Source organism: Elstera cyanobacteriorum (assembly GCF_002251735.1).
GTDB classification, from domain to species: domain Bacteria; phylum Pseudomonadota; class Alphaproteobacteria; order Elsterales; family Elsteraceae; genus Elstera; species Elstera cyanobacteriorum.
Window position 1 is genome coordinate 1 of sequence record NZ_NOXS01000021.1, and the last position, 19,284, is coordinate 19,284.

20 protein-coding genes are annotated in these 19,284 nt (G+C 62.1%); 4 read left to right on the forward strand and 16 right to left on the reverse strand.

The genetic code is table 11. The annotated features are described in order from the left end of the window. Positions 1 to 761: hypothetical protein (locus CHR90_RS01385; RefSeq protein WP_212668584.1), on the forward strand; the 761-nt coding region annotated here is incomplete at its 5' end. 26 nt (positions 762 to 787) lie between these two features. Here CHR90_RS01385 and CHR90_RS01390 read toward each other — a convergent pair. From CHR90_RS01390 to CHR90_RS01430, 9 genes are all read right to left on the reverse strand, one after another. Further along, entirely contained in the window at positions 788 to 2,452 is a 1,665-nt protein-coding gene (locus CHR90_RS01390; protein ID WP_094406980.1) for a hypothetical protein, read from the reverse strand. A 61-nt stretch (positions 2,453 to 2,513) separates the two neighbouring features. Next, positions 2,514 to 2,891: a phage tail tube protein gene (locus tag CHR90_RS01395; RefSeq protein WP_094406982.1), complete on the reverse strand. Its 378-nt coding sequence runs from the start codon at positions 2,889 to 2,891 to the stop codon at positions 2,514 to 2,516. A 12-nt stretch (positions 2,892 to 2,903) separates the two neighbouring features. Beyond that, complete coding sequence (locus CHR90_RS01400) at positions 2,904 to 4,370, reverse strand: phage tail sheath subtilisin-like domain-containing protein (RefSeq protein ID WP_094406984.1); 1,467 nt, start codon at positions 4,368 to 4,370, stop codon at positions 2,904 to 2,906. A 6-nt stretch (positions 4,371 to 4,376) separates the two neighbouring features. Beyond that, complete coding sequence (locus CHR90_RS01405) at positions 4,377 to 4,571, reverse strand: DUF2635 domain-containing protein (protein WP_094406986.1); 195 nt, start codon at positions 4,569 to 4,571, stop codon at positions 4,377 to 4,379. A 16-nt stretch (positions 4,572 to 4,587) separates the two neighbouring features. After that, positions 4,588 to 5,157, reverse strand: a complete 570-nt coding sequence (locus tag CHR90_RS01410) for a phage tail terminator protein (protein WP_141210841.1) — start codon at positions 5,155 to 5,157, stop codon at positions 4,588 to 4,590. Positions 5,158 to 5,172: 15 nt separating this feature from the next. Beyond that, on the reverse strand, positions 5,173 to 5,607 hold the full coding sequence (locus CHR90_RS01415; protein WP_094406990.1) for a phage head completion protein: 435 nt from the start codon (positions 5,605 to 5,607) through the stop codon (positions 5,173 to 5,175). After that, positions 5,604 to 6,173: a head-tail connector protein gene (locus CHR90_RS01420; RefSeq protein ID WP_094406992.1), complete on the reverse strand. Its 570-nt coding sequence runs from the start codon at positions 6,171 to 6,173 to the stop codon at positions 5,604 to 5,606. Before CHR90_RS01420 ends, CHR90_RS01415 begins: the two co-directional genes overlap by 4 nt. An 8-nt stretch (positions 6,174 to 6,181) precedes the next feature. After that, complete coding sequence (locus CHR90_RS01425; RefSeq protein WP_094406995.1) at positions 6,182 to 7,801, reverse strand: phage major capsid protein; 1,620 nt, start codon at positions 7,799 to 7,801, stop codon at positions 6,182 to 6,184. Positions 7,802 to 7,821: 20 nt separating this feature from the next. Next, entirely contained in the window at positions 7,822 to 9,012 is a 1,191-nt protein-coding gene (locus tag CHR90_RS01430) for a phage portal protein (protein ID WP_094406998.1), read from the reverse strand. A 249-nt stretch (positions 9,013 to 9,261) separates the two neighbouring features. Here CHR90_RS01430 and CHR90_RS01435 point away from each other — a divergent pair, with 249 nt between their 5' ends. Then, positions 9,262 to 10,470 carry an argininosuccinate synthase gene (locus CHR90_RS01435; RefSeq protein ID WP_094407000.1) on the forward strand — a complete coding sequence of 403 codons (1,209 nt, stop codon included), beginning with the start codon at positions 9,262 to 9,264 and terminating at the stop codon, positions 10,468 to 10,470. A 66-nt stretch (positions 10,471 to 10,536) separates the two neighbouring features. Continuing rightward, a complete protein-coding gene (locus tag CHR90_RS01440) occupies positions 10,537 to 11,082 on the forward strand; it encodes an isochorismatase family protein (protein ID WP_094407002.1) in 546 nt (181 codons plus the stop codon). Here the strand turns inward: CHR90_RS01440 and CHR90_RS01445 are convergent. The 4 genes from CHR90_RS01445 to CHR90_RS01460 form a co-directional block, all read right to left on the reverse strand. Continuing rightward, on the reverse strand, positions 11,079 to 11,816 hold the full coding sequence (locus CHR90_RS01445) for a substrate-binding periplasmic protein (protein ID WP_094407004.1): 738 nt from the start codon (positions 11,814 to 11,816) through the stop codon (positions 11,079 to 11,081). The two genes, CHR90_RS01440 and CHR90_RS01445, sit on opposite strands and share 4 nt — an antisense overlap. 132 nt (positions 11,817 to 11,948) lie before the next feature. After that, positions 11,949 to 12,704: a substrate-binding periplasmic protein gene (locus CHR90_RS01450; RefSeq protein WP_094407006.1), complete on the reverse strand. Its 756-nt coding sequence runs from the start codon at positions 12,702 to 12,704 to the stop codon at positions 11,949 to 11,951. A 123-nt stretch (positions 12,705 to 12,827) separates the two neighbouring features. Then, positions 12,828 to 13,580: a substrate-binding periplasmic protein gene (locus tag CHR90_RS01455; protein ID WP_094407008.1), complete on the reverse strand. Its 753-nt coding sequence runs from the start codon at positions 13,578 to 13,580 to the stop codon at positions 12,828 to 12,830. Between the two features lie 112 nt (positions 13,581 to 13,692). After that, positions 13,693 to 15,072, reverse strand: a complete 1,380-nt coding sequence (locus CHR90_RS01460; RefSeq protein ID WP_094407010.1) for a hypothetical protein — start codon at positions 15,070 to 15,072, stop codon at positions 13,693 to 13,695. Between the two features lie 232 nt (positions 15,073 to 15,304). Between CHR90_RS01460 and CHR90_RS01465 the strand changes: the two genes are divergently transcribed. Then, entirely contained in the window at positions 15,305 to 16,672 is a 1,368-nt protein-coding gene (locus CHR90_RS01465) for a malonyl-CoA decarboxylase (RefSeq protein ID WP_094407152.1), read from the forward strand. Here CHR90_RS01465 and CHR90_RS01470 read toward each other — a convergent pair. The 3 genes from CHR90_RS01470 to CHR90_RS01480 all read right to left on the reverse strand — a co-directional run bounded on the left by CHR90_RS01470 (position 16,669) and on the right by CHR90_RS01480 (position 19,084). Then, positions 16,669 to 17,610, reverse strand: a complete 942-nt coding sequence (locus CHR90_RS01470; protein ID WP_094407012.1) for a LysR family transcriptional regulator — start codon at positions 17,608 to 17,610, stop codon at positions 16,669 to 16,671. The two genes, CHR90_RS01465 and CHR90_RS01470, sit on opposite strands and share 4 nt — an antisense overlap. Before the next feature lie 172 nt (positions 17,611 to 17,782). After that, the gene (locus CHR90_RS01475; RefSeq protein ID WP_094407014.1) at positions 17,783 to 18,526 is read right to left on the reverse strand and encodes a substrate-binding periplasmic protein; all 744 of its coding nucleotides are present in this window, start codon (positions 18,524 to 18,526) and stop codon (positions 17,783 to 17,785) included. Positions 18,527 to 18,568: 42 nt separating this feature from the next. After that, the gene (locus tag CHR90_RS01480) at positions 18,569 to 19,084 is read right to left on the reverse strand and encodes a hypothetical protein (RefSeq protein WP_094407016.1); all 516 of its coding nucleotides are present in this window, start codon (positions 19,082 to 19,084) and stop codon (positions 18,569 to 18,571) included. Between the last annotated feature and the right edge of the window lie 200 nt (positions 19,085 to 19,284).

Genomic DNA, 19,284 nt, shown 5'->3' on the forward strand with positions numbered 1-19,284 from the left:
AAACCACCGACCTGCTGATTTACGCTTATACCAACGAGACCAAAATGGACCTCGCGGAAATGAAGCGCCTTGAGCGGGAGTTCTATCGGATCTCCCGCTGGTTTTCCGCCCAAATCCCCTATGAACGTTACGAACGGCGCACGGGCAGCTTCTGCCAAGGGGCTGCGACTTTTGCCTGGGACTATTGGAAGGACACAACTGATTATAAAGAGTTCAACGGGACGGAAACACAACAAATCATTGGCATGCCCCGGAATTATCAAGAACTGAAAGACAGGCAAAAGGAATCACTTGAAGGCCATTTTATTGTTTTTAATCGGTGCGATCGGCATCTAGATCAAATTCCAACTGAGCTAGAAGACCATAGAAGCGCCAGAAATTTAACTCTATCCGATATGGATAAAATCCGACCAGAATCCACCGACCTCTTTACGAAGATAATAAAACAAAAGCAACCTTACGATGAAAACAATCTGAAATATCTTAAAAAAGCAGCAAATGATATATATAAAAATTATTATGGATTATACAATCTTATTTACGAGAAGAACTTAGGCGGACTTTCCTGTTTATTTTACGTAAATTTACCAAAATATTTTATTTCCGACTATCTTTTAACTTATGGAAACACAAAAAGCTCAAAAAGACTCCCAGATGGGCTGTTCGAGATCGGCTACAAAACACTGACGAATCTCTATCGTGAAGAGACCAAATTCTGCGATATGCAAATCGAAAAATATAGGAAAGAAAACCCCCAGTGATGCTGGGGGTTCACCCTCAACAGCAATTATAAGTTATAAACACCATAGCCGCTATAAACCTTGGTCATGAATTTCTCGCTGTCGCTCATCACGGTCGCCGACATGCCCGGCTGAAGGCCGGTTAGATGGATGGTGAGTTCGGTCTTGACCGGTGTGGGCGGCGATAGGTTTTGCTCCCGCCCATAGCGGAAACCCGCTTCTTGCAGCGTCGGCTCATTGCTGGTCGGCGCGCGAAACCGTTCAACGGGGTAGGCCATCGGGGTCATCAAATGCCAAGGAATAGTCTGCCCTTCCAATGGCATCCGCGATTTTCCTAAGGACTCGAAAAACTTATCCAGGATATCCGGTGTTTCCCGAGCTCCCTCGCCGATCGCTCCCTGCACGCTTCCCAATCCCCCCATCGCCTTTCGGCCAATGTCCATTTGACCGGCTTCGAGAGCAACTTTTCCGGCGGTATAGGTGCCGAGGGCACTGGTTTGGCGGGCTTTGAAGGCCTCGAGATAGGAGTGCGCGTCGGTTTGATTGGTTTTCTCTTGGCTATCGTCCCTAAATTTCTTCGTATCCTTCACAAGGTCCGCCAGCAGCACGGCCGACTGTTTTTCCTTCAGGACAGATTTTAACTCAAAATCCAGATCATTTTTATTGAATCGACGATTATCCTCAATCGCCTCCGCAATCACCAGTACTGGATCCTTGCCCGCCTGCGTCGCTTTCTGCCGCAGCCCGGCGATATCGATGCCCTTCGCCTGGAACCGCGCCCGCACGTCGGCATCGTTCAGTTGGGCGAACAATTCTTCCGTCGCTTTTACCGCCTGGGCGGGGTCGTTGGCGCGTTTCTTGGCGAAATCCAGCAGGGTTGCCGCGCTGCCGATGGCTTGGGCTTCCGACGCGCCGAACTCCTGCACCCGGTTGACCAGCGGGGCGAAGCTGGTCTTCATCATCGCATCGGGCAGCGGGGCATCGGCATAGACCGCGTACAATTGGGCGAGACGGCGGTTGACCGCGCGCATATTATTCTGCACCGGGGTGAGCAGCGGCGTGACCACTTCCGCCAGATCACCTGCGGGCAGATTGCGGACGGTCGCAATCTGGGCAACGGCGGTGCTGACCTTTGCCGCATTGGGGCGCTCGGACAGGGCGCCTTTCTTAACATCCTCGCCCTGCTTGTCCTTATCGAGGTCTAAGGTGCCGATCTTGCTAAACACCTCCGCATAGGCGGATGGCGTTTGTTGCAGGTCCTTGGCGTTTTTAATCGCCGCGTCGCGGAATTTCTCGATCTCCGCCCCAGAGGCCCCGAACTGATTCCGCAGCCGCTCCAGCACGGTCTCGAAATTCGCCGACGTCTGCGCAACGGAGCCGACAACCCCGACGGTCTTTTGCAGATAGCCGACGATCTGACTCAAGACCCCCAGAAACTCTAGCACCGGCAAAGCAGCGGCAATCAATGGGGCAGCCACCGGCGTCACCCCCGCCCCATAGGGCGCCGATTGGCCCGCCCGTAGCCCAGGGCCGGTGGAGCGGAAAACGGCAGGCTGAAACCCCTCCGCCCCGCTCTCCTCGGTCGACTGGCCCCAGAGGCCGCCGGTTAGAACGGCCGACCGGCTTAACGCTTCCTCGACAATCAATAGGGTGCCGGTGGTCCGGCGCAGGGCGTCGCCAAATGCCTCGAAATCCGACAGATCAATCGCCATTCTCGCCTCCGGCCTTATCAATAAAAACCCCCGGCCCGATTTGGACCGAGGGTGAATCCGATTACGCGATAATTTCTTCGCACTTGGTGGCGGTGAACTTCAGTTCGACCTGGCCGCCGTCCTTGCCGGTGATTTTCGGGCGGGAATTCTGCCGCGCTTCCGACAGAATATAGCGCTGGCCAGTATCGAATTCCGCCACCACCGTGGCCCCGCACAGACCAACGAAGCGCTGCACGCTGTCGCCCGGCTTCACCATGATTTTGCAGGTCAGTTCGGCGGCCTTGAACTCGGCGGTAAAGCCGGTTTCGTAATCACCCTCCACTTCCTTGATTTCATCCCCCGCAAGGGTAAGGGCGACGCTTTTTTCGGTGCGCAGCACCTCGCCATCGACCGTCACGCGCGCTTTGCCAAGAACGCGGTCGCCGCAAACAGTGGCCATCAATAGCCTCCTTTAGATAATGAACTGCAACTGCCCCGCGAAGACGCGGAACTGGTTGACGAGGTTGGTCGGGATCAGGGCGTTAACGCGGTTGCGGTCGGCGGCATCACGCTCCACCACCACCTCACGCTTGAAGGTGTCGATGCCCTCGATCAGCCCCAGGCCCTCCCACAGCAGGGCGCGGGCGATCAGTTCGTCCTTCAGCAGATCCGGCGTCACAATCGGCTGCCCCGCCAGAATGCGCGTGCCATTATCGGCCAGCTTATGGCGCGGGAATTTGGTTTCGATCAGGAAGCGGATGTCTTTGCGCAGGAACGACAGGGTGGCCGGGGTTTGCACATCCAGCCACGCCGCATCCGGCTGGCCCCAGGCGTTCTTCTGGTAGGTAGTGATTTCGCGCTGAATCTGCACGCGCCCATCGGCGCTGACCATGAAGGTGGCGATACCGTCATAGAGAAGAATATTCTGCTCGTCCTGCCGGAAACGGTCGCCGGAGGGTGGCGGCAGCACGCCTTTCAAGGCCAGCGTATGGATCGGGCGGGCCGGGTCGATCGGCAGATGGAAGGCCGCCACCGCGCCATAGGCCGCCGCCCATTCATAGGCCGGGGTCGGCGATTTCTGGAAGCCCATGCAGCTTACGAACTGATTATTCCGCGCACTGCCCCAGGTCGACAACTGGGCCAGCGAGCCGCGCCGGGCGGTAAAGGCGATGGCCTCGCGCATCACCGTCGGGCCAGATGCCGCCAGCAGCCAATCGTCCAGCACCGTCATATTGGCGCTATCGGTCCAAGGGGTGATCAGAAACTCGTAATGCTCGCCCCCCAGCGCCGCCAGAACATTCGACAGGTCCGGGTTGCCCGCGCCCACAACCGTCTGGGTGATCGTTACGACGACGCCGCCCGGCAGCCGTTCACCGGGATAAAAAACCGTGCGCAGGTCGATTTCGTTGCCGCCCTCCCCGGCATTGCGGGCGGTCAGGGTCAGCACCGCCCCCGAACGGGTGGCGGTCACCGGCAGATCGGCATCGAGTGCCAGCGCCGCCAGCAGGTTCGTTGCCACCGTATCTGCCGTCTCGCCCGGTTTGACGCGCGACTGAATGCGCCGCCCGCCGATGTAAAGCGCCAGCAGCCCGGTTTCGGTCGGCACCGTGCCCGTCAGATCGACCGTCCAGGTGGCCGCAACCCCCGCCGCGAGGTCATCGACGCCGATGGCATAGGTTTCGGTGTAGGCGTTATTCTCGCGCACCCGCTGGATCATATGGTGCAGTTGCGAGCCGGTGCCGAAGCCGAGGCGCGCCTGGTCGGAACTGGTAATGAGTTGCGGCACCAGCGCCGGATAGGTGCCGGTCGCCAGGCGCTGGCCGATCACCAACAGCTTGGTCGGAAACTGCGGCAGCCCGCCCCCGGCCTTGCTGGCGTCGAACTCGATATAGGTAAAAGGCGTGCGGATCGACGTCGGAATATCGTTGAAAACGATCATAGAGGCTTACTCCTGGGCCGCTTTGCGGGAACGTACCGGCAGCGGGACGATGACATCGCCATCGGCAAGACGGCGCAGCCAATAGGGGGTGGCGGGCACCTCGGCCCCGGTATCCGGCAGCGGCAGGCCGGTATCGGGATCGAGGACGCGCAAGACGGAACCGGGCAGGCCAGCGCCTGTCGGGGCGGGAAGAACGAACATCGGTTGCTCCTAGTGGTCAAAAATGGCCGGGGCCGAAGGGCGGCACCGGCGGGGTGAGCGGGGGCAGCGGAATATTGCCCGGCAGCACGGGCAGAACCGTGGTCGGCAGGGCAAGTTCCGGGGCGAACAGGGTGAAGGGCGGCAGGTCGTCGGTCGCCGACAGGGTTTCCGACAGAAGCCGTGGCGCGTCGAACTCGAACAGCACCCACAGGCGGGCCGCGTCGAGCCGCAGGACGCGCGCGCCGCGATAGGCCAGCGGTTCCGAACAGCCATCGGGCGTCCAGGCGAGCAGCGCATACCAGAGGGCCTGCCGCACGGCGGTCCAAGCCGCTTCGACCGCCGCCTGACCACGCGGGTCGGCAGAGGCATCGAGCACAACCACAACGCCGATTTTCTGATGCAAAAGCTGCAACAGATTTTCATCGGCGCGGTTCGGCTCCGCCTTGTCTTCCAACGGTACGACAAAGGCCGCCGGAAACTCGGTCAGCGTCTGGGTGACCGCCGCCTCTACCGTCGCCGCCCCGGCCACGCGCGTGTCAAAAACATCCGCCAGCACTCTTAATCGCTGGATGATTTCGGTGAGCATGAGGGGGTCCTTGGCTTAGGGCACCGAGGGCGCGACCCGTTCCAACAGGGTGCAATCGAGGGCGAGGAAGCGGCCCCGGTGCGCAAGGTCGGCAACGCGGTGGATGCGCCAGCGTTCGCGCCGTCGCCGCCAATAGAGGATCGTATCGATCCGGTCGGCTTCGGCGAGAAACAGGGAGTAGCGGGTGAGCAGCCGCAGTTGCGGGGCTTCCGCCCCGGTCGCGGCGGCGACATCGCGCCCGGCGAGGATGAGGTGACCATCGAGCGGTTCGACCGACGCCCAGATAAGGGCGAGGGTTTGATAGCTGCGGGTCAAGCCGCCGTCTGGGCCGGGATCATCCTTGGCGCGCTGAACGAAGAATTTTTCGCGCAACGCGCCGATGGGCGGGGCGGTGACGACGGCAGACGGCAGGTCGGCCCGCGTTAACCCCGGTGGGGCCATGCCGCTCATAGGCGGAACATCCGGTAGGGATGCCAGAGAGCGGCAACGCCGAAGGGTAGCGGCTGCACCGTCTCATCCGGCACGGCTTCGCGCCGCTCGTACCAATGGGCGATGAGCATCAGCATCCCCTGCTTCAGCGCCGCAGGCACATCGGCGGGCGTGTCGGCAATGCCGGTTTCATAGATAACGCGGAAGGCGCCGATGGGGATCAGCGGCGCGGGCCAACGGTTGATCGCGGCAATGCGGGTGCCGGAGACGATATAGCGGCTCGTCGGAATCAGCGTGATCCCGCCGCTGGCGTCGCGCTGCTCCACGGCCAGCACGGCGCGGATCGGGCCGCAGGGCAGCCGCTGCACGTCGAGCAATTCATCGACGGTCAGGCCGAGCGTCTGCGGCAGCAAGCGGCGGCGGATCGCCTGTTCGCAGACTTGCCGGGCGGAGGTGATGAGCGCCGCCAGCAGTGGCGCATCCTCCGGCTCCGTCGCAGGTGGTTCGGCCACTGGCAGACGCAGGAAATCGGCAACCTCGGCGACCGTCAACGGCTCCTCGGTCGGGGGGATTAGGGTTGTCAGCATAGTCCCTCCTACGGCGTCCAGGTAACGCCAGTGAGCACTGCGACCGCCGCTTCGTGGCGCAGGGCGAGGTCATGGGCGGTGACGCAGCGGATAACGGTCTGATCGAGGCCAAAGGCGGGAATAACGCTGCCGCCCGACGGATAGGCCGCCTCGCCCGAGGCGTCGATCAGCAGGCCCGTGGCCTCGCCGATCAGCACGTCGGCCATATCGACCAGCAGGATTTCCGAACTCGGCGCGACCGGCACATGCAGGGAGGTCGCGACCGGATAGCCGTTCAGCGTGCCGTTCTGCAATTCCGGGCGGAAGACGAAATGGCCGGACCCATCGCGCACCGCCATCAACGCCTGCAAGGTGCGCGGCGCCATGATCCAGGCCGGGCGCAGCATGCGGGCTTTACCTTCCTGCAAGGCGAGCACCAGCTTAGCGAGGTCGGCGACCATCGCGTCAACGGTTGCGCCGCTCGACGCGATTTCCTGGGCCGGAAGCACCCAATGGCGGATGCCCTTGGGATCGTTACCGGTGCCGGTCGGATTGCCATAGAGGAAGGCGAGGTCTTCGCGTTCGGCCAGCGCCGTCACCAGATCGTCGCGCACCACCTGATCGGCTGCCGGGGCGGAATAGCGGATGAGATCGTTGGAGATCGGCACCAGCGCCGCCAATTTCCGCGCCGTCAGGCGGATCTGCCCAAAGCTGGGCAGCGACGGGGTGATGGCGGTATTTTCCCCCAGGTAGTCGGCCTGCGCCCCACCGGTGAGCTTTGCCATGAGGAGGGTGCCGTGCGGCATCGGCACCACGGTCGGACCGAGGCGGCGGACGGCGGAGGCTTTGCGCAGCAGTTCCACCACTTCCAGCGCCTGCACCTCCGGCACCAGATACCCACCCGCCGAGCCGACCCCGGCGGCCAGCGCCTTCGCCGTATAGCCGTCGTTCCAGGTCTTCGCCGCGAAATCCGCCGCCCGCGCCGGATCGCCCCGCCCGCCCGCCAGCGCACGCAACAGGCGGCCAATGCCGTGGGCCGGGGCGTCGCCTCCCTGCGGCTGCACGGCGGCACGGCGGACGGCGGTATCGAGCGCGTCGGTGCGTTGCTTCAGCGTCGCCAAATCGGCAGTCAGTGACGCCAGCGCGGTTTCGGTCTGTTCGGTCATGATTTGTTCCTTATAAGAGGGAAGCGTTTTCACGGTCAGCACCCGGGCTTCCGGGTGGCAGGGGAAGGTAACGGGGCTGCATTCCAGCAAATCGGCTTCTAAAATCCGCCGTTGCCCCGGCCCGGCCGATTCGGCGCGGCGGATCAGGAAGCCGAGCGACAGGCCGTCGAGCGCCCCTTGCTTGAGCAGGGCGTAAGCCTCCCGCCCTGCTTGGGTCTCGAGGGCGAGCTGCCCGGTTAGCCGCAGGCCGCGCGCATCTTCGCGCACTTCCACCCAGCGCCCGATCGGCTGAGTGGGGTCGTGCTGCCATAGCAGGCGCGGCGCGGTACCCGCCTGACGGTGACGATCCAGGCTGGCGGCGAAGGCGCCGGGGGTGATGATGTCGCCTTCAAGGTCGGGAACCTCGAAAACGGTGCCATAGCCCTCGACACGCCCCTCCGCCGCCAGCGCTGCAAAGGCGGCGGGCGCTTGTTTTTGAAGCATGAGATTCCTCAGGAGTTGGGTCAGACCGGCCCGTAGCCGACCGCCGCGCGCTTTTCCGCCTCGGTCAGAAAATCGGCCCGGCTAAGTTTTTCGTAGGTGGCGAGGCGTTGCGCGGCCAGAGCAGGAATCGCGTCCTCGTCCAGCGCAAGCGATAGACCCGGTCCGAAGGCGGGCAGCAGATGCTGCGTCAGCCCGTCGGCGATCAAGCGACCGAGGGGCAGAACCGTATCTTCCCAGAAACTCAGGCGCGCTTGCTCCATATTGGCATAGGTCTGGGCATCGGGAATGCCGACCAATTGCGCCGGAACACCGAAGGCCGTGGCAATATCGAGCGCCGCCTGCCGCCGCCCGGCGAGCCAATCCATATCTTTTGGCGAGAGGGACAGTTCCTTCGCCGTCAGCCCACCGTCCAGCAGCATAATCGACCCGGCCTTCGCCGCGCCGGAATGCAGCGTGTGGAGTTCGGTCTTCAGGCGCTGAAATTGCTCTTCCGACAGGCTGGCCGGGCTGCCGTCTTTGGGTTCGTAGATCAGGGCAAGGCTGGGGCGCGCGCCGTTCTCCAGCAGGGCAGAATTCCACTGCCCGGCGAGATCGTGGGCGGCGATGGCGGCCAAAGCCGCCTCGCCCTCCCCTTGCCCGCGCCCCACCCCGCCCGCGCCGACCGCCCCAATGCCGCCGCGCCGCAGATGGATCAGCGGTAGGCGGGCATCGAGCGGATCGGGGGCTATGTCCTCAGTCTGCGCGCCACGCGACACGCGATAGAGCGGCAACCCGTGGCTTCCGGCCCGGATCGAGACGCGATCGGGGCGTAAGAGGTGCAATTCCTGCGGCGGCGCCCCCAGCGGGCCGAGCGGTTCGATGAAGCCGTTACCATCCAGCGTCAGATGGATAGCTAACGTCTCGAAAAACGCCTGCGCGCTGACCAAGGGCGAGGGCCGCGCCAGCAGGGTAAGCGCCGGATGATCGGTAATTTCCGTGCCCGACGCGCTTTGCAGATAAAGCGGCACACTCGCCACCGCCCGGGCGATCATGGTGACGCAGCGAAAGGCCACGGGATTATGGCGCAGGCAGCGTTCGGCCAGCAGCGGATAACCCGCGCCGCTACCCAGCGCGGCAGAAGCATCAAGAGGACTGGCCATCGCCGAGGCAAAGGCCAAAAGTTCCCGCCGCGGCGCAGCTTTCGCCGCCCGCCGGAAAAAGGGGATCTGCATGGGGAACTCCGTGGAGAGGGCAACAAAAAAGCCGCCCGGTTGGGGGCGGCATGCATCGTCAAAGCGTCTTACGGACGGATAACCTCGGGAGGTCCCTCCCCCTCTACCCGCCGATCATAGGGCATAGCCTAACCTCAGCGATTCGCTGCGTCAAGAACATTTAGCGAACATATGTCCCTCCCCTTGCCGCCTGCCGTTCGCCCTTCTATGCTCGCGCGCGCTTTTCGCGGATTGAGAGGGCCTAGGCTTATGTCGCAGAAAATCAACAAGATCGTTCTCGCCTATTCCGGCGGGCTGGATACGTCCGTCATCCTGCGGTGGTTGCAGGAAACTTATCAGTGCGAAGTGGTGACCTTCACCGCCGATATCGGCCAGGGCGAAGAGCTGGCTCCCGCCCGCGCCAAGGCCGAAATGCTGGGCGTGAAGCAGATTTATATGGATGATCTGCGCGAAGAATTCGTCCGCGACTTCGTCTTCCCGATGTTCCGCGCGAATGCGGTCTATGAAGGCGTCTATCTGCTTGGTACCTCCATCGCGCGCCCGCTGATCGCGAAACGCTTGATCGAAATCGCCAATGAAACCGGGGCCGATGCCGTCTCCCACGGCGCGACCGGCAAGGGTAATGATCAAGTGCGGTTCGAGCTAAGCTGCTACGCGCTGAAGCCGGAAATTAAGGTCATCGCCCCCTGGCGTACCTGGGATCTCAACAGCCGGACCAAGCTGCTGGAATATGCCGAAGCGCATCAGATTCCCATCGCCCGCGACAAGCGCGGCGAAGCGCCCTATTCGACCGACGCCAACCTGCTGCACATCTCCTACGAAGGTAAGGCGCTGGAAGATCCGTGGGTCGAAGCCGACGAAGATATGTACACCCGTTCCGTCGATCCGCGCAAAGCGCCGGACGAGCCGGAATATGTGGAAATTGAGTTTGAAAAGGGCGATCCCATCGCCGTCAACGGTGTGGCGCTGTCGCCCGCCAATCTGCTGGCCAAGCTCAACGAACTCGGCGGCAAGCATGGTATCGGCCGCCTCGATCTCGTGGAAAACCGCTTCGTCGGCATGAAGTCGCGCGGGATTTACGAAACCCCCGGCGGCACCCTGCTGCTGGCGGCCCATCGTGGCATCGAAAGCATCACGCTGGATCGCGGCGCGGCCCATCTGAAAGACGAATTGATGGCCCGCTATGCGGAACTCATCTATTTCGGCTTCTGGTACTCGCCGGAACGCGAAATGCTGCAAGCGCTGATCGACAAGAGCCAGGAATTCGTCGGCGGCACCGTGCGGCTGAAGCTGTTCAAAGGCACCGCGTCGGTCGTTGGCCGCAAGTCGCCGCGCAGCCTATACCGCCAGGATTATGTGACCTTCGAGGCCGATCAGGTCTATAATCAGCAGGATGCCGAAGGCTTCATTAAGCTCAACGCCCTGCGCCTGCGCCTCGCGGCCCTGGGCCGCAAGTAAGCGAGCCGAGGACGTAAACTATCGGGAGCGGCCATCAGGCCGCTCCTGTCTTTTGGGGGGATCGCGATGCTGCTATCGGCGGAAAATTCTCTTCTCCTGCTGATCGACTATCAGACAAAGCTGATGCCCGCCATTGCCGAGGGGGCGCGGGTTCTGAACCGCGCCCGCCTGCTGACCGACGCCGCGCAAGCCTGCGGCGTGCCGATCTGGGCCACGGAACAATATCCACACGGCTTGGGTGAAACCGTGCCCGATCTTATACCGCTGATTACCCGGCGGCTGACGAAAACTCATTTCAATGCGGCGACGGAAGCGCACGTGCAGGATGCGCTCGCCCTTTGGCAGGGCCGCCGGATCGTACTGGCGGGGTGCGAGGCGCATGTATGCCTGCTGCAAACGGCGCTTGGGCTGAAGAGCCAAGGATGGGCCGTTAGCGTGGCCCTCGACGCCTGCGGCTCCCGCCATCTCGACGATAAGGCGCTGGCGCGGGACCGGCTGATTCACGCGGGTCTACCGCTGATTTCGGTGGAAATGGCGGCCTTCGAATGGGCGGAGCATAAAGACTCCGCCGCCTTCAAAGCCGTTTTAGGCGCCGTCAAGCACGCCGATTAGTCAACCGACGCGCGGAAAGCCGCGTAGCGCCCGTTATTCTTGGCTGCGGCAAAGGCCGCTTGCAGCTTTTCCAGTGTTTCCTTCGGCAACCCCTTCGCGCCGACAATCCACTGCGGCACCGGCACTACTTTCGGGCCGATGGTCACGGCATCCTGGGCGATTTGTTCCTGCTTCAGCACATAACGGCCTTGGGTGCTGGAGGTGAACCAGGCATCGATCCGGCTCGACACTAGCTTCTTAGCATTGAGTTCGTCCGACGACACCGGATCAACATTGGTCACGCCGTTCTGCGTCAGTTGTGCCGCAAGCGCGCTGGTGGCAAGCACACCGACGGACTTCAGCGTCTTGGCCTGATCAAAACTGGTCACGGCGGGGGAGCCTGCCCGCGAGACGAAGACAAAACCATCATCCTCAATCAGCCCGGCGATCCAAGTGAACTGCTGCTCGCGCGCCGGGGTGCGGGTTAGGAAAACCGCCACGGCATTATCGCCGTTCAACTCTTCGATCACCCGGCCAAAGGGCAGGCCTTCCGCTACAAAGGCGATCCCTGCGGCCTTAAAGAGATCGGCGACGAACTCATACCCCGGCCCCGAGAGTTTCTTACCTTCGCCAACCGCCGAAAACGGCATGGACTGAAACCCGAGCAGCTTCACCGGATCGGCTGCAAACCCGGCGGGGGCCGCCAAAATCCCTGCCGCAATAAGGGCCGCCGACAGATGAGACGATAGACGCATAACCAACCTCCTGGCACGACAACGAAGCTAGTCGCCACCATACCGCTCAAAAAAAGAACAGCACTATAGGCTTTGCCCGTTTAAGAGGCATGCCTAAACCTTCGCCTCGCCCGATAGAACCGGACGCCGCCGTCAGTCGATCTGCGCCCGGAAGGCAGCATAACGGCCATTGCTTTTAGCCGTCGCGAAAGCCTGCTGAAGCTTAGCAACCACTTCCGGCGCCAGGTTTTTCGAGCCAACAATCCAAAGGGGCCACGGCATAACCTTCGGCCCCGTGGAAACGGATTTTGCTTGCTCTGGATCAGCCTTGAGGATGTGGCGGGTAATAATCGCCGACGTGAACCACGCATCGACCCGCCCGGCGGCAAGTTTTTTAAGGTTTTGGCTCTCGTTCGCGGTCTCGTCGAGTCCCGTCACGCCATTACCGCGCAGAATCTGCGCAGGCGCGCCGCCCGCCAGAACGGCCACGGTCTTCAAACCCTTCGCTTGATCGACACTGGTAATCGGTGCGTCACCGACGCGCGTCGTGAAGGCAAGGCCATCGTCCGGGACGATGTCGCCGAGCCAAACGTATTTATCCTCCCGCGCCGGGGTGCGCGCCAAAAAGACCATCACGGCATTCCCCTCGTCGAGGATGGAAACCGCCCGGATAATCGGCAGACCTTCGGACACAAACGGAACCTCCGCCGCCTTGAAGAGATCGGCAACGAAATCAAAGCCGGGGCCTGACAGTTTCTTACCGTCGGTCACGACGGACATCGGCGGTGTATCGAACCCCAGCAGCCTAACCGGCTCGGCTGCCGCCGAGGCAGCGGCAAACCCCAACAATCCGGCGAGAATATTCGAAAGAACGATAGAGGCTTTCATCGCGATCTTTGGAATAGCCATTACCCCACACCACCCTATTTCAGATTGCAGAATGTTCGGAGATAGTACCCTAAAATCGCACGACCGGCCTTATGCTTTTCCCCCGGTTCCAGGGTTTTGTCAGCCCCCTTTGCCGTAGGGGCCTCAGTTGATCTGCGCCCGGAACGCGGCATAACGGCCATCCGCCTTGGCCGCCGCCAGCGCGGTCTGCAGCTTCGTAACGGTTTCCGCCGGAAGCGATTTGGACGCCGTAATCCACCCCGCCGCCGGGACAAGGGTTTTGCCCACGGTAATCGTGTTTGCCTCGGCCCCTTCTTGCTTGATCCAATAGCGCGCGACATTGATGGTCGAAAACCAAGCGTCGAACCGCCCGGCAAGCAGTTTTTTGGCGTTCTGGACGGACGAGGGTGACGGATCGAGGGCGGTAATACCTTGGCCAATCAGTATATTTTTTACGGCATCGCTACTAATTACGCCTATGGACTTCAACGATTTTGCCTGATCGAAACTATCGATCTTCGGATTGCGCGATAGGGTGATAAAGGCAAAACCATCATCTTCGATCAGCCCGCCGATCCAGGTAAAACGGGTCTCGCGGTCGGGCGTGCGGATGAAATAAACCGCTACCGTATTCCCGGCATCGAGCGATTCGGCAATCCGCAACGGCGATTGACCTTCGGCGACAAACGGCACACCAGCAGATTTGAAGAGATCGGCGACGAATTCATACCCCGGGCCGGCGAGCTTATTCCCATCGACGATGGCCGACATCGGTAGAGAATCGAACCCAACCAGCCGAACCGGATCGGCGGCCTGGGTCGATAAGGTCCCAAGCGTGACCGCGCTAAGGGAGAGCGCGGCTAAAGCCCCTCGGATCATTTTAGACATCTGCATCATCGCCTCACTTCATACTGTCTCCGAACGGTGCCTGATATACGCTGATACCGAGACCGTAAAATTATGATTACCAATCTCAGCGATTTTTGAAATATTATTCTATTATATCGTGTCACGAGATCAGCCGGACCCGGGGGGCTGATGCCGCCTCCGGCAGGGGTGCAAACGCCAAGGCCAGAGCATCCGCCCGGTCGGGGCTGGGGACGCCGCGTTTTTTCATTTCGTCCTTACTCTCCAGCTTCAGCCGCCCCCGACTGTCGTAGCGGTAGCGCAGTTCGCCGAGTTGGCGCAGCAACAGATCATCTTGCGGCAGAACCAATCGCCCCGCCGCCGCGCGTTCCCGTAAGCCCCAATAGAGTTCGGCGCGTAGATTGAGGAAGCGTTCCCCCTCCCGTGCCGGGCGTCCAACCAGAATGGGCACAACGGGCGCCCCTTGTTCGCGCAGCCGGTCGGTCACGCCGCCGCCCACGCCGGCGTCATCGACCTGGACGGCAACAGCGCCAGTGGTGTGCCACGCTTCGATGATCCGCCCAACGGTCGCCATCGTATCTTGCTTTCGGAAGGTCGCATAAATTTCTGCCTGGTCACCGCGCCGGAGGATGAGCACGGTTTCATCGCGCCCGAAGCGGGCGATATCCACACCGAGGACCACGGGATTGTCCGCGCTGCCCGCAGCCGTCACCGCCGACTGCAAGAGAGCGGGCGACAGCAAGCGGTCGTCGGCGATATCGGGGAAGCGCCCGCGCACTTTCGCCTGCCAGAGCGGCGACTCCTCCCCCCAGCGCACGCGCATCTCTTCGACCCACAAGGGGCTGACCAGCAGCGGGCGCAAGCCCTCGGGAATGGTTTCCCCGGTAAGGTTCGGCGTTTTGAAAGCATCGATGGGCAGGGTCAAAAACCCGCCGCCGGGGGCACACGCGCGGGCGAAGGGGCCTGCGGGATCGTCCGGGTTCCCAATGGCCAAAAGGCGCGATGCTTCATTGGTGATCAGCGTCTCGGCGGCATCCCACAGCGCCTGGGGCACCCCCGACGCCTCGTCGAAAATCACCAGAACGCGCGCGGCGTGAATGCCTTGAAAGCCAGTCATGTCCCAATCGTTCGGCTTGCGGCCATAGCCGACCAACTCGCCATCGATCAGCCATTCGCTGCGGTTGACCGTTCCGGGAAGCTGGCCCAAGCGGTGCGCCCGTTTGATTTCCCGCCACAGGATCGCCTTAACCTGGGCGTTGGTCGGGGCGGAGGTGACGACAAAACTCTCCCCCGCGTCCCCGGTTGCGATCCACCACGCGGCAAGGCGGCTCGCCAGAAAGCTCTTGCCCGCATCGTGGCAGGAGGGAACGGCAACCCGGCGATGATCGCGCAGCGCCTCGGCAATTTCTCGCTGCCGGGACCAGAGGCTTTCCCCCAAGACGCCAGTGACGAAACCGACCGGATCGGCGCGAAACTCGGTCAGCGAAAGGGGCCGCTCGGCCCCCGTGGCACGGCGGCCCATCGGCGCCTCCCTATCGGCTATGAACAAGAAAACCCCCGCCGGGAGGCACCGACGGGGGGAGGGAATTCGATCATCGACTATCGAGCGGGCTGGCTCAGTGTCGGGGATCACTATCCCTTAGCAGACTTCAGAAGTCAAGAACAAATAGTGAACTTTAATTCTTTTATCCTTTGCCCTTGTCTCGCCATAGGCGGCTGGCACAGTGATGGAAACAACGCAGGGGGGAGGGCGCATGACCGGCAGTTTTCTCGGCGAGCTGATACAGACTATCGCCGACCGGGGGCGCGCTTGGATCGCCCCGGAGCGGGAAACACCCCCCTCCCCCACCCACCTACTGCGCTTATGCGAAGCTTTGCTGTCAAACCGGGGGGAAGCGTCGGGCGTTCGGTTGGCGCAGGAGATTTTAATCGGCTGGCAAGGGCTGACGGCGGGCGATCAGCGGGCCTTCCTCCACGGGTTGGCGGCCCAATTTGGCCCCGATGCCGACGCGCTGGCAAAAGCCATCGCGGCCTATCAGGCGGCGCCCACCCCCGCCGGGGCGACGCGCTTGCACATTGCGGCAGAAGCCCGGCGACAGGAACTTCTGCGCCGCCTCAACCTCGCCCCCGGCGGCACGCTGGCCCTCGTGCGACTGCGGGAAAAGCTGCTCGATCAGCCCGACGGCAGTGGCGACTACGCGGCGCTGGATGCCGATCTAACGCATTTATTCACCTCTTGGTTCAATCGGGGGTTTCTCGTGCTGCGCACCATCGACTGGAAGACCCCGGCGAATATTCTGGAGAAAATCATCCGCTATGAGGCGGTGCATCGCATCCATGATTGGAACGACCTGCGCCGCCGCCTAGAGCCGGAGGACCGGCGCTGCTTCGGCTTTTTTCACCCGCAGTTGAACGACGAGCCGCTGATCTTTGTTGAAGTCGCCCTGACCCGCGCGATCCCCGACGCCATCGCGCCACTGCTGGCCGAAGACCGGGCGCCAATCCCGGCGCGGGAGGCAACGACGGCGGTTTTCTACTCGATTTCCAACTGTCAAACGGGCTTACGCGGCATCAGCTTCGGCAACTTCCTGATCAAACACGTGGTGGAAACCCTAAGCCGGGAGTTTCCGCGCCTCAGTAACTTCGTTACCCTTTCCCCCGTCCCCGGCTTTGCCGGTTGGCTCGCCCGCGCCCGCCAGGAAAATAGCGACCTGCTGACCGCTGAGGATCACGCTGCGCTAACGCTGCTGGAAACCCCCGACTGGGAAAGCCAAGCAGAGAGCCGCAAGGCGCTTGAACCGGTCCTGTTGCGCGCCGCCGCCGCCTATTTCCTCGACGCCAAAGACAAGCGCGGCCGCCCGGTCGATCCGGTGGCGCGCTTTCACCTTGGCAATGGCGCCCGGCTGGAGCGGCTGAACCCATTCGGGGATCTGTCGGCCAAGGGCTTGAGGCAAGCGCATGGGCTGATGGTCAATTACCTCTATCGGCCCGAGGAGATCGAGCGCAATCACGAAGCCTTCGCCACGCTGGGCGAGGTTGTGGCGGCTCCGGCGGTCAGCAAATGGCGGCAAGCGCCGCGCCGCTCGCTGGGGGATCGGCTGCGCGACCTTGCCCCTTCCTAATCGTCCGGTTGAAACAATCGGCGGTGGTGGTGAAACAACGCAACAAGCCGATCGACAACCGCAGCAACACGAGGCGCCTCACGCCGATCTTCGTGAACGACGAGCCAAAGACCGCCGCCGTCCACCGCTAAACTGGGGGAGAAGCGCTGCAAAACTGGGTCGGCGTCGCCGACGAAACGCGGCAGCACTGCGATTCCTACCCCGGCGCGCACGGCATCGTGAATATTCACGCCTTGGGTGCAACGGAGGAGCGGTTGAAGATCCGGCACTTCGCGCAGCAGCCATCGCCCGGACTGAAACCCCATCTGGGCCGCATCAAAGGTAACCCAGGGCGCCCGTTGCCACGCGCCAGGGCGGGCAATATCGGCGAATTGCGGTCGCCCATAGACCGCGAACGCTAAATCTGGCAGTGCCCGGAGAACCACATATCCCCGTTCGGGTCGCCGATGCCGGATGGCGATATCCGCCTCGGCTGTGGCTAAATCGACAAAACTATAGGAATTAACGATTTCGAGCGGCGGCCCATCGTCGAGCAAAACCGCCATATTCTGCGCCAAAAACCGCGATATCCAGCCGCCCGCTGTGATACGGATCGGCGTTTGGTTGCTGGCGACCGCCTCGGCCACCTGCGCCTCGATCCGTTCGGCGCGGTCGCGAAGCGCCTCCCCCTCCGGGGTCAGCGTAAAGCCAGACCGGCTGCGCAACAGCAGATTATGCCCGAGCGACCGTTCCAGCGCCGATAGGGCACGGCTGACCGTTGGGTGGCTCAACCCGAGTTGAGGAGCGGCGCGGGCCACACTGCCGCAGCGCGCCACGGCCAGGAACAGGCGCAGATCATCCCAATTTACCGGGCGGGCAGGTGGGGGTGGCAAGGGCATTTCTTTGCGATCAGATCGAAACACTTTGGCATCGCGGCTTAGCGAAGAAGCGCGCAGCATTCTCGCATGATCCTGATCCGACACAACCTGAAACGCTTTTGCCTGAGCTGGCCCCGCTGGTTCAAGCGCCCCCCGCCCCGGCTGCGGACGGCAGACCTGCCGTCGTATCTCCGCCGGGACTTGAACCTGCCGCCGGAGACGACCGACCCGGGGTGGGTCGGCCTACCCAGGATCAGCGGCGATAGGTTTCCATGATTTTCTCGAGCGTCCCATCGGCGGCCATCGCCTTCAGGGCGCTATTCACCTTCTCCAGCACTGGGGCCGCTGCTTGGGCTTGGCTGCGGGCGACGACGATGTAATTCGGCTCTACCGCCACCCGCTTCGGCAGTACGCTGACCTTATCCAGCGGCTCCTCCAGCGCTTTCATATGGTAGGCCAGGGCGGCCTCCCCCGGATTGATCATCGCGGCATCCAGCCGCCCGGCCATCAATTTCTGCAGGCGTTGGCGCGGGTTGGAATCTGGGTCACCTTGGAAGTGCTTCTGCGCTTCGACAAAGAAGCTGCCGTAGCTGGCGCCGTCCTGATAGCCGATGCGTTTGCCTTTCAAATCCTCGGGCTTATCGAAGGCGAACTCTTTGCCACGCAGCGTAACCAGAATCACTTCGTCGGACCCAACCGGCTCGCTAAACAGAAAAACCTTTTCCCGGTCGGGGGTTTTGAAAATTCCCGTCAACCAACCTTCGCCCGCTTCGCCCTGGGCATAGGCGCGTTTGAAGGGCGCGGCTTCCAACGATAATTCCACTCCGGCGCGGCGAAAGGCTTCCCGCGTTGCATCCACCACATAGCCTTTGGTCTGCGTCCCGTCACGCCACGCTTTTGGCGGCACCGCATCATTGGCGAATAGCTTCACCGGGTCTGCCGCCTGCGCGTGAGCCGCAACCAATAGACCTGCGGCGGCCATTAAAACTGATTTCATCCTATCCCCGCTCCTCTGCCGGTCGATCCGGCCTTTTCTTTGTTATCGGTCATCGGTGGGCAATCCCCAATGGTCCGCACAAGCATCTAATGCAATTCTTAATATTTCGATACCGCTAGCCGGATGCCGTTGGCTGCGGGCTGCCCAGTCGCGGGCGCTGATCCCCTCGCAAAAGACCGCCGTAACCAGACCGCTTAGGATCGGCCCCATCCGCCGACAGAGCAGCCGCCAGACATCGCCCGCACGGTGAACCCCTTCGCCGGGACCGTCAGGAATTTTCTGGGTGCGGGAGGAGGCCGTGGCTAAGCGGTCGCCATAGGCACCGATCAAACGCGGCTCCCGCGTCAAACGCTCCAGCACGCCGCGCAGGCGCATCGCCGCCTCTGCTGTCCGTCCCGATAGGTCACCGCGCGCGAGGTAACGATCAACAACATCCTGCGTCAGCCGGACCGGGGCTGGATTCCCCGCAACAAAATCGGGTGGCAAGGGCATCGGCTCGGCCTGTCGCCGCCGCTCCGGCGTCGGGCGAAGGGCGACAGGGGTCGTTTTTTTCGGCATGGGCGGTCTCCCGGAAAGCAGCAGTCACCCTAAGGCGCGGAGTCGCAGGCCCATAAAAAAGGCCGGGGGAATCGCCCCCCCGGCCTCACCCCATAATATTCATGTTTTGTTCTAATTCTGTCAAGACCCGTCAGACCTACCGGGGGATGAATCGCGACAAGCCTGCCCATAATAGCCAGGATCAGCCAAGGGAGACCCCG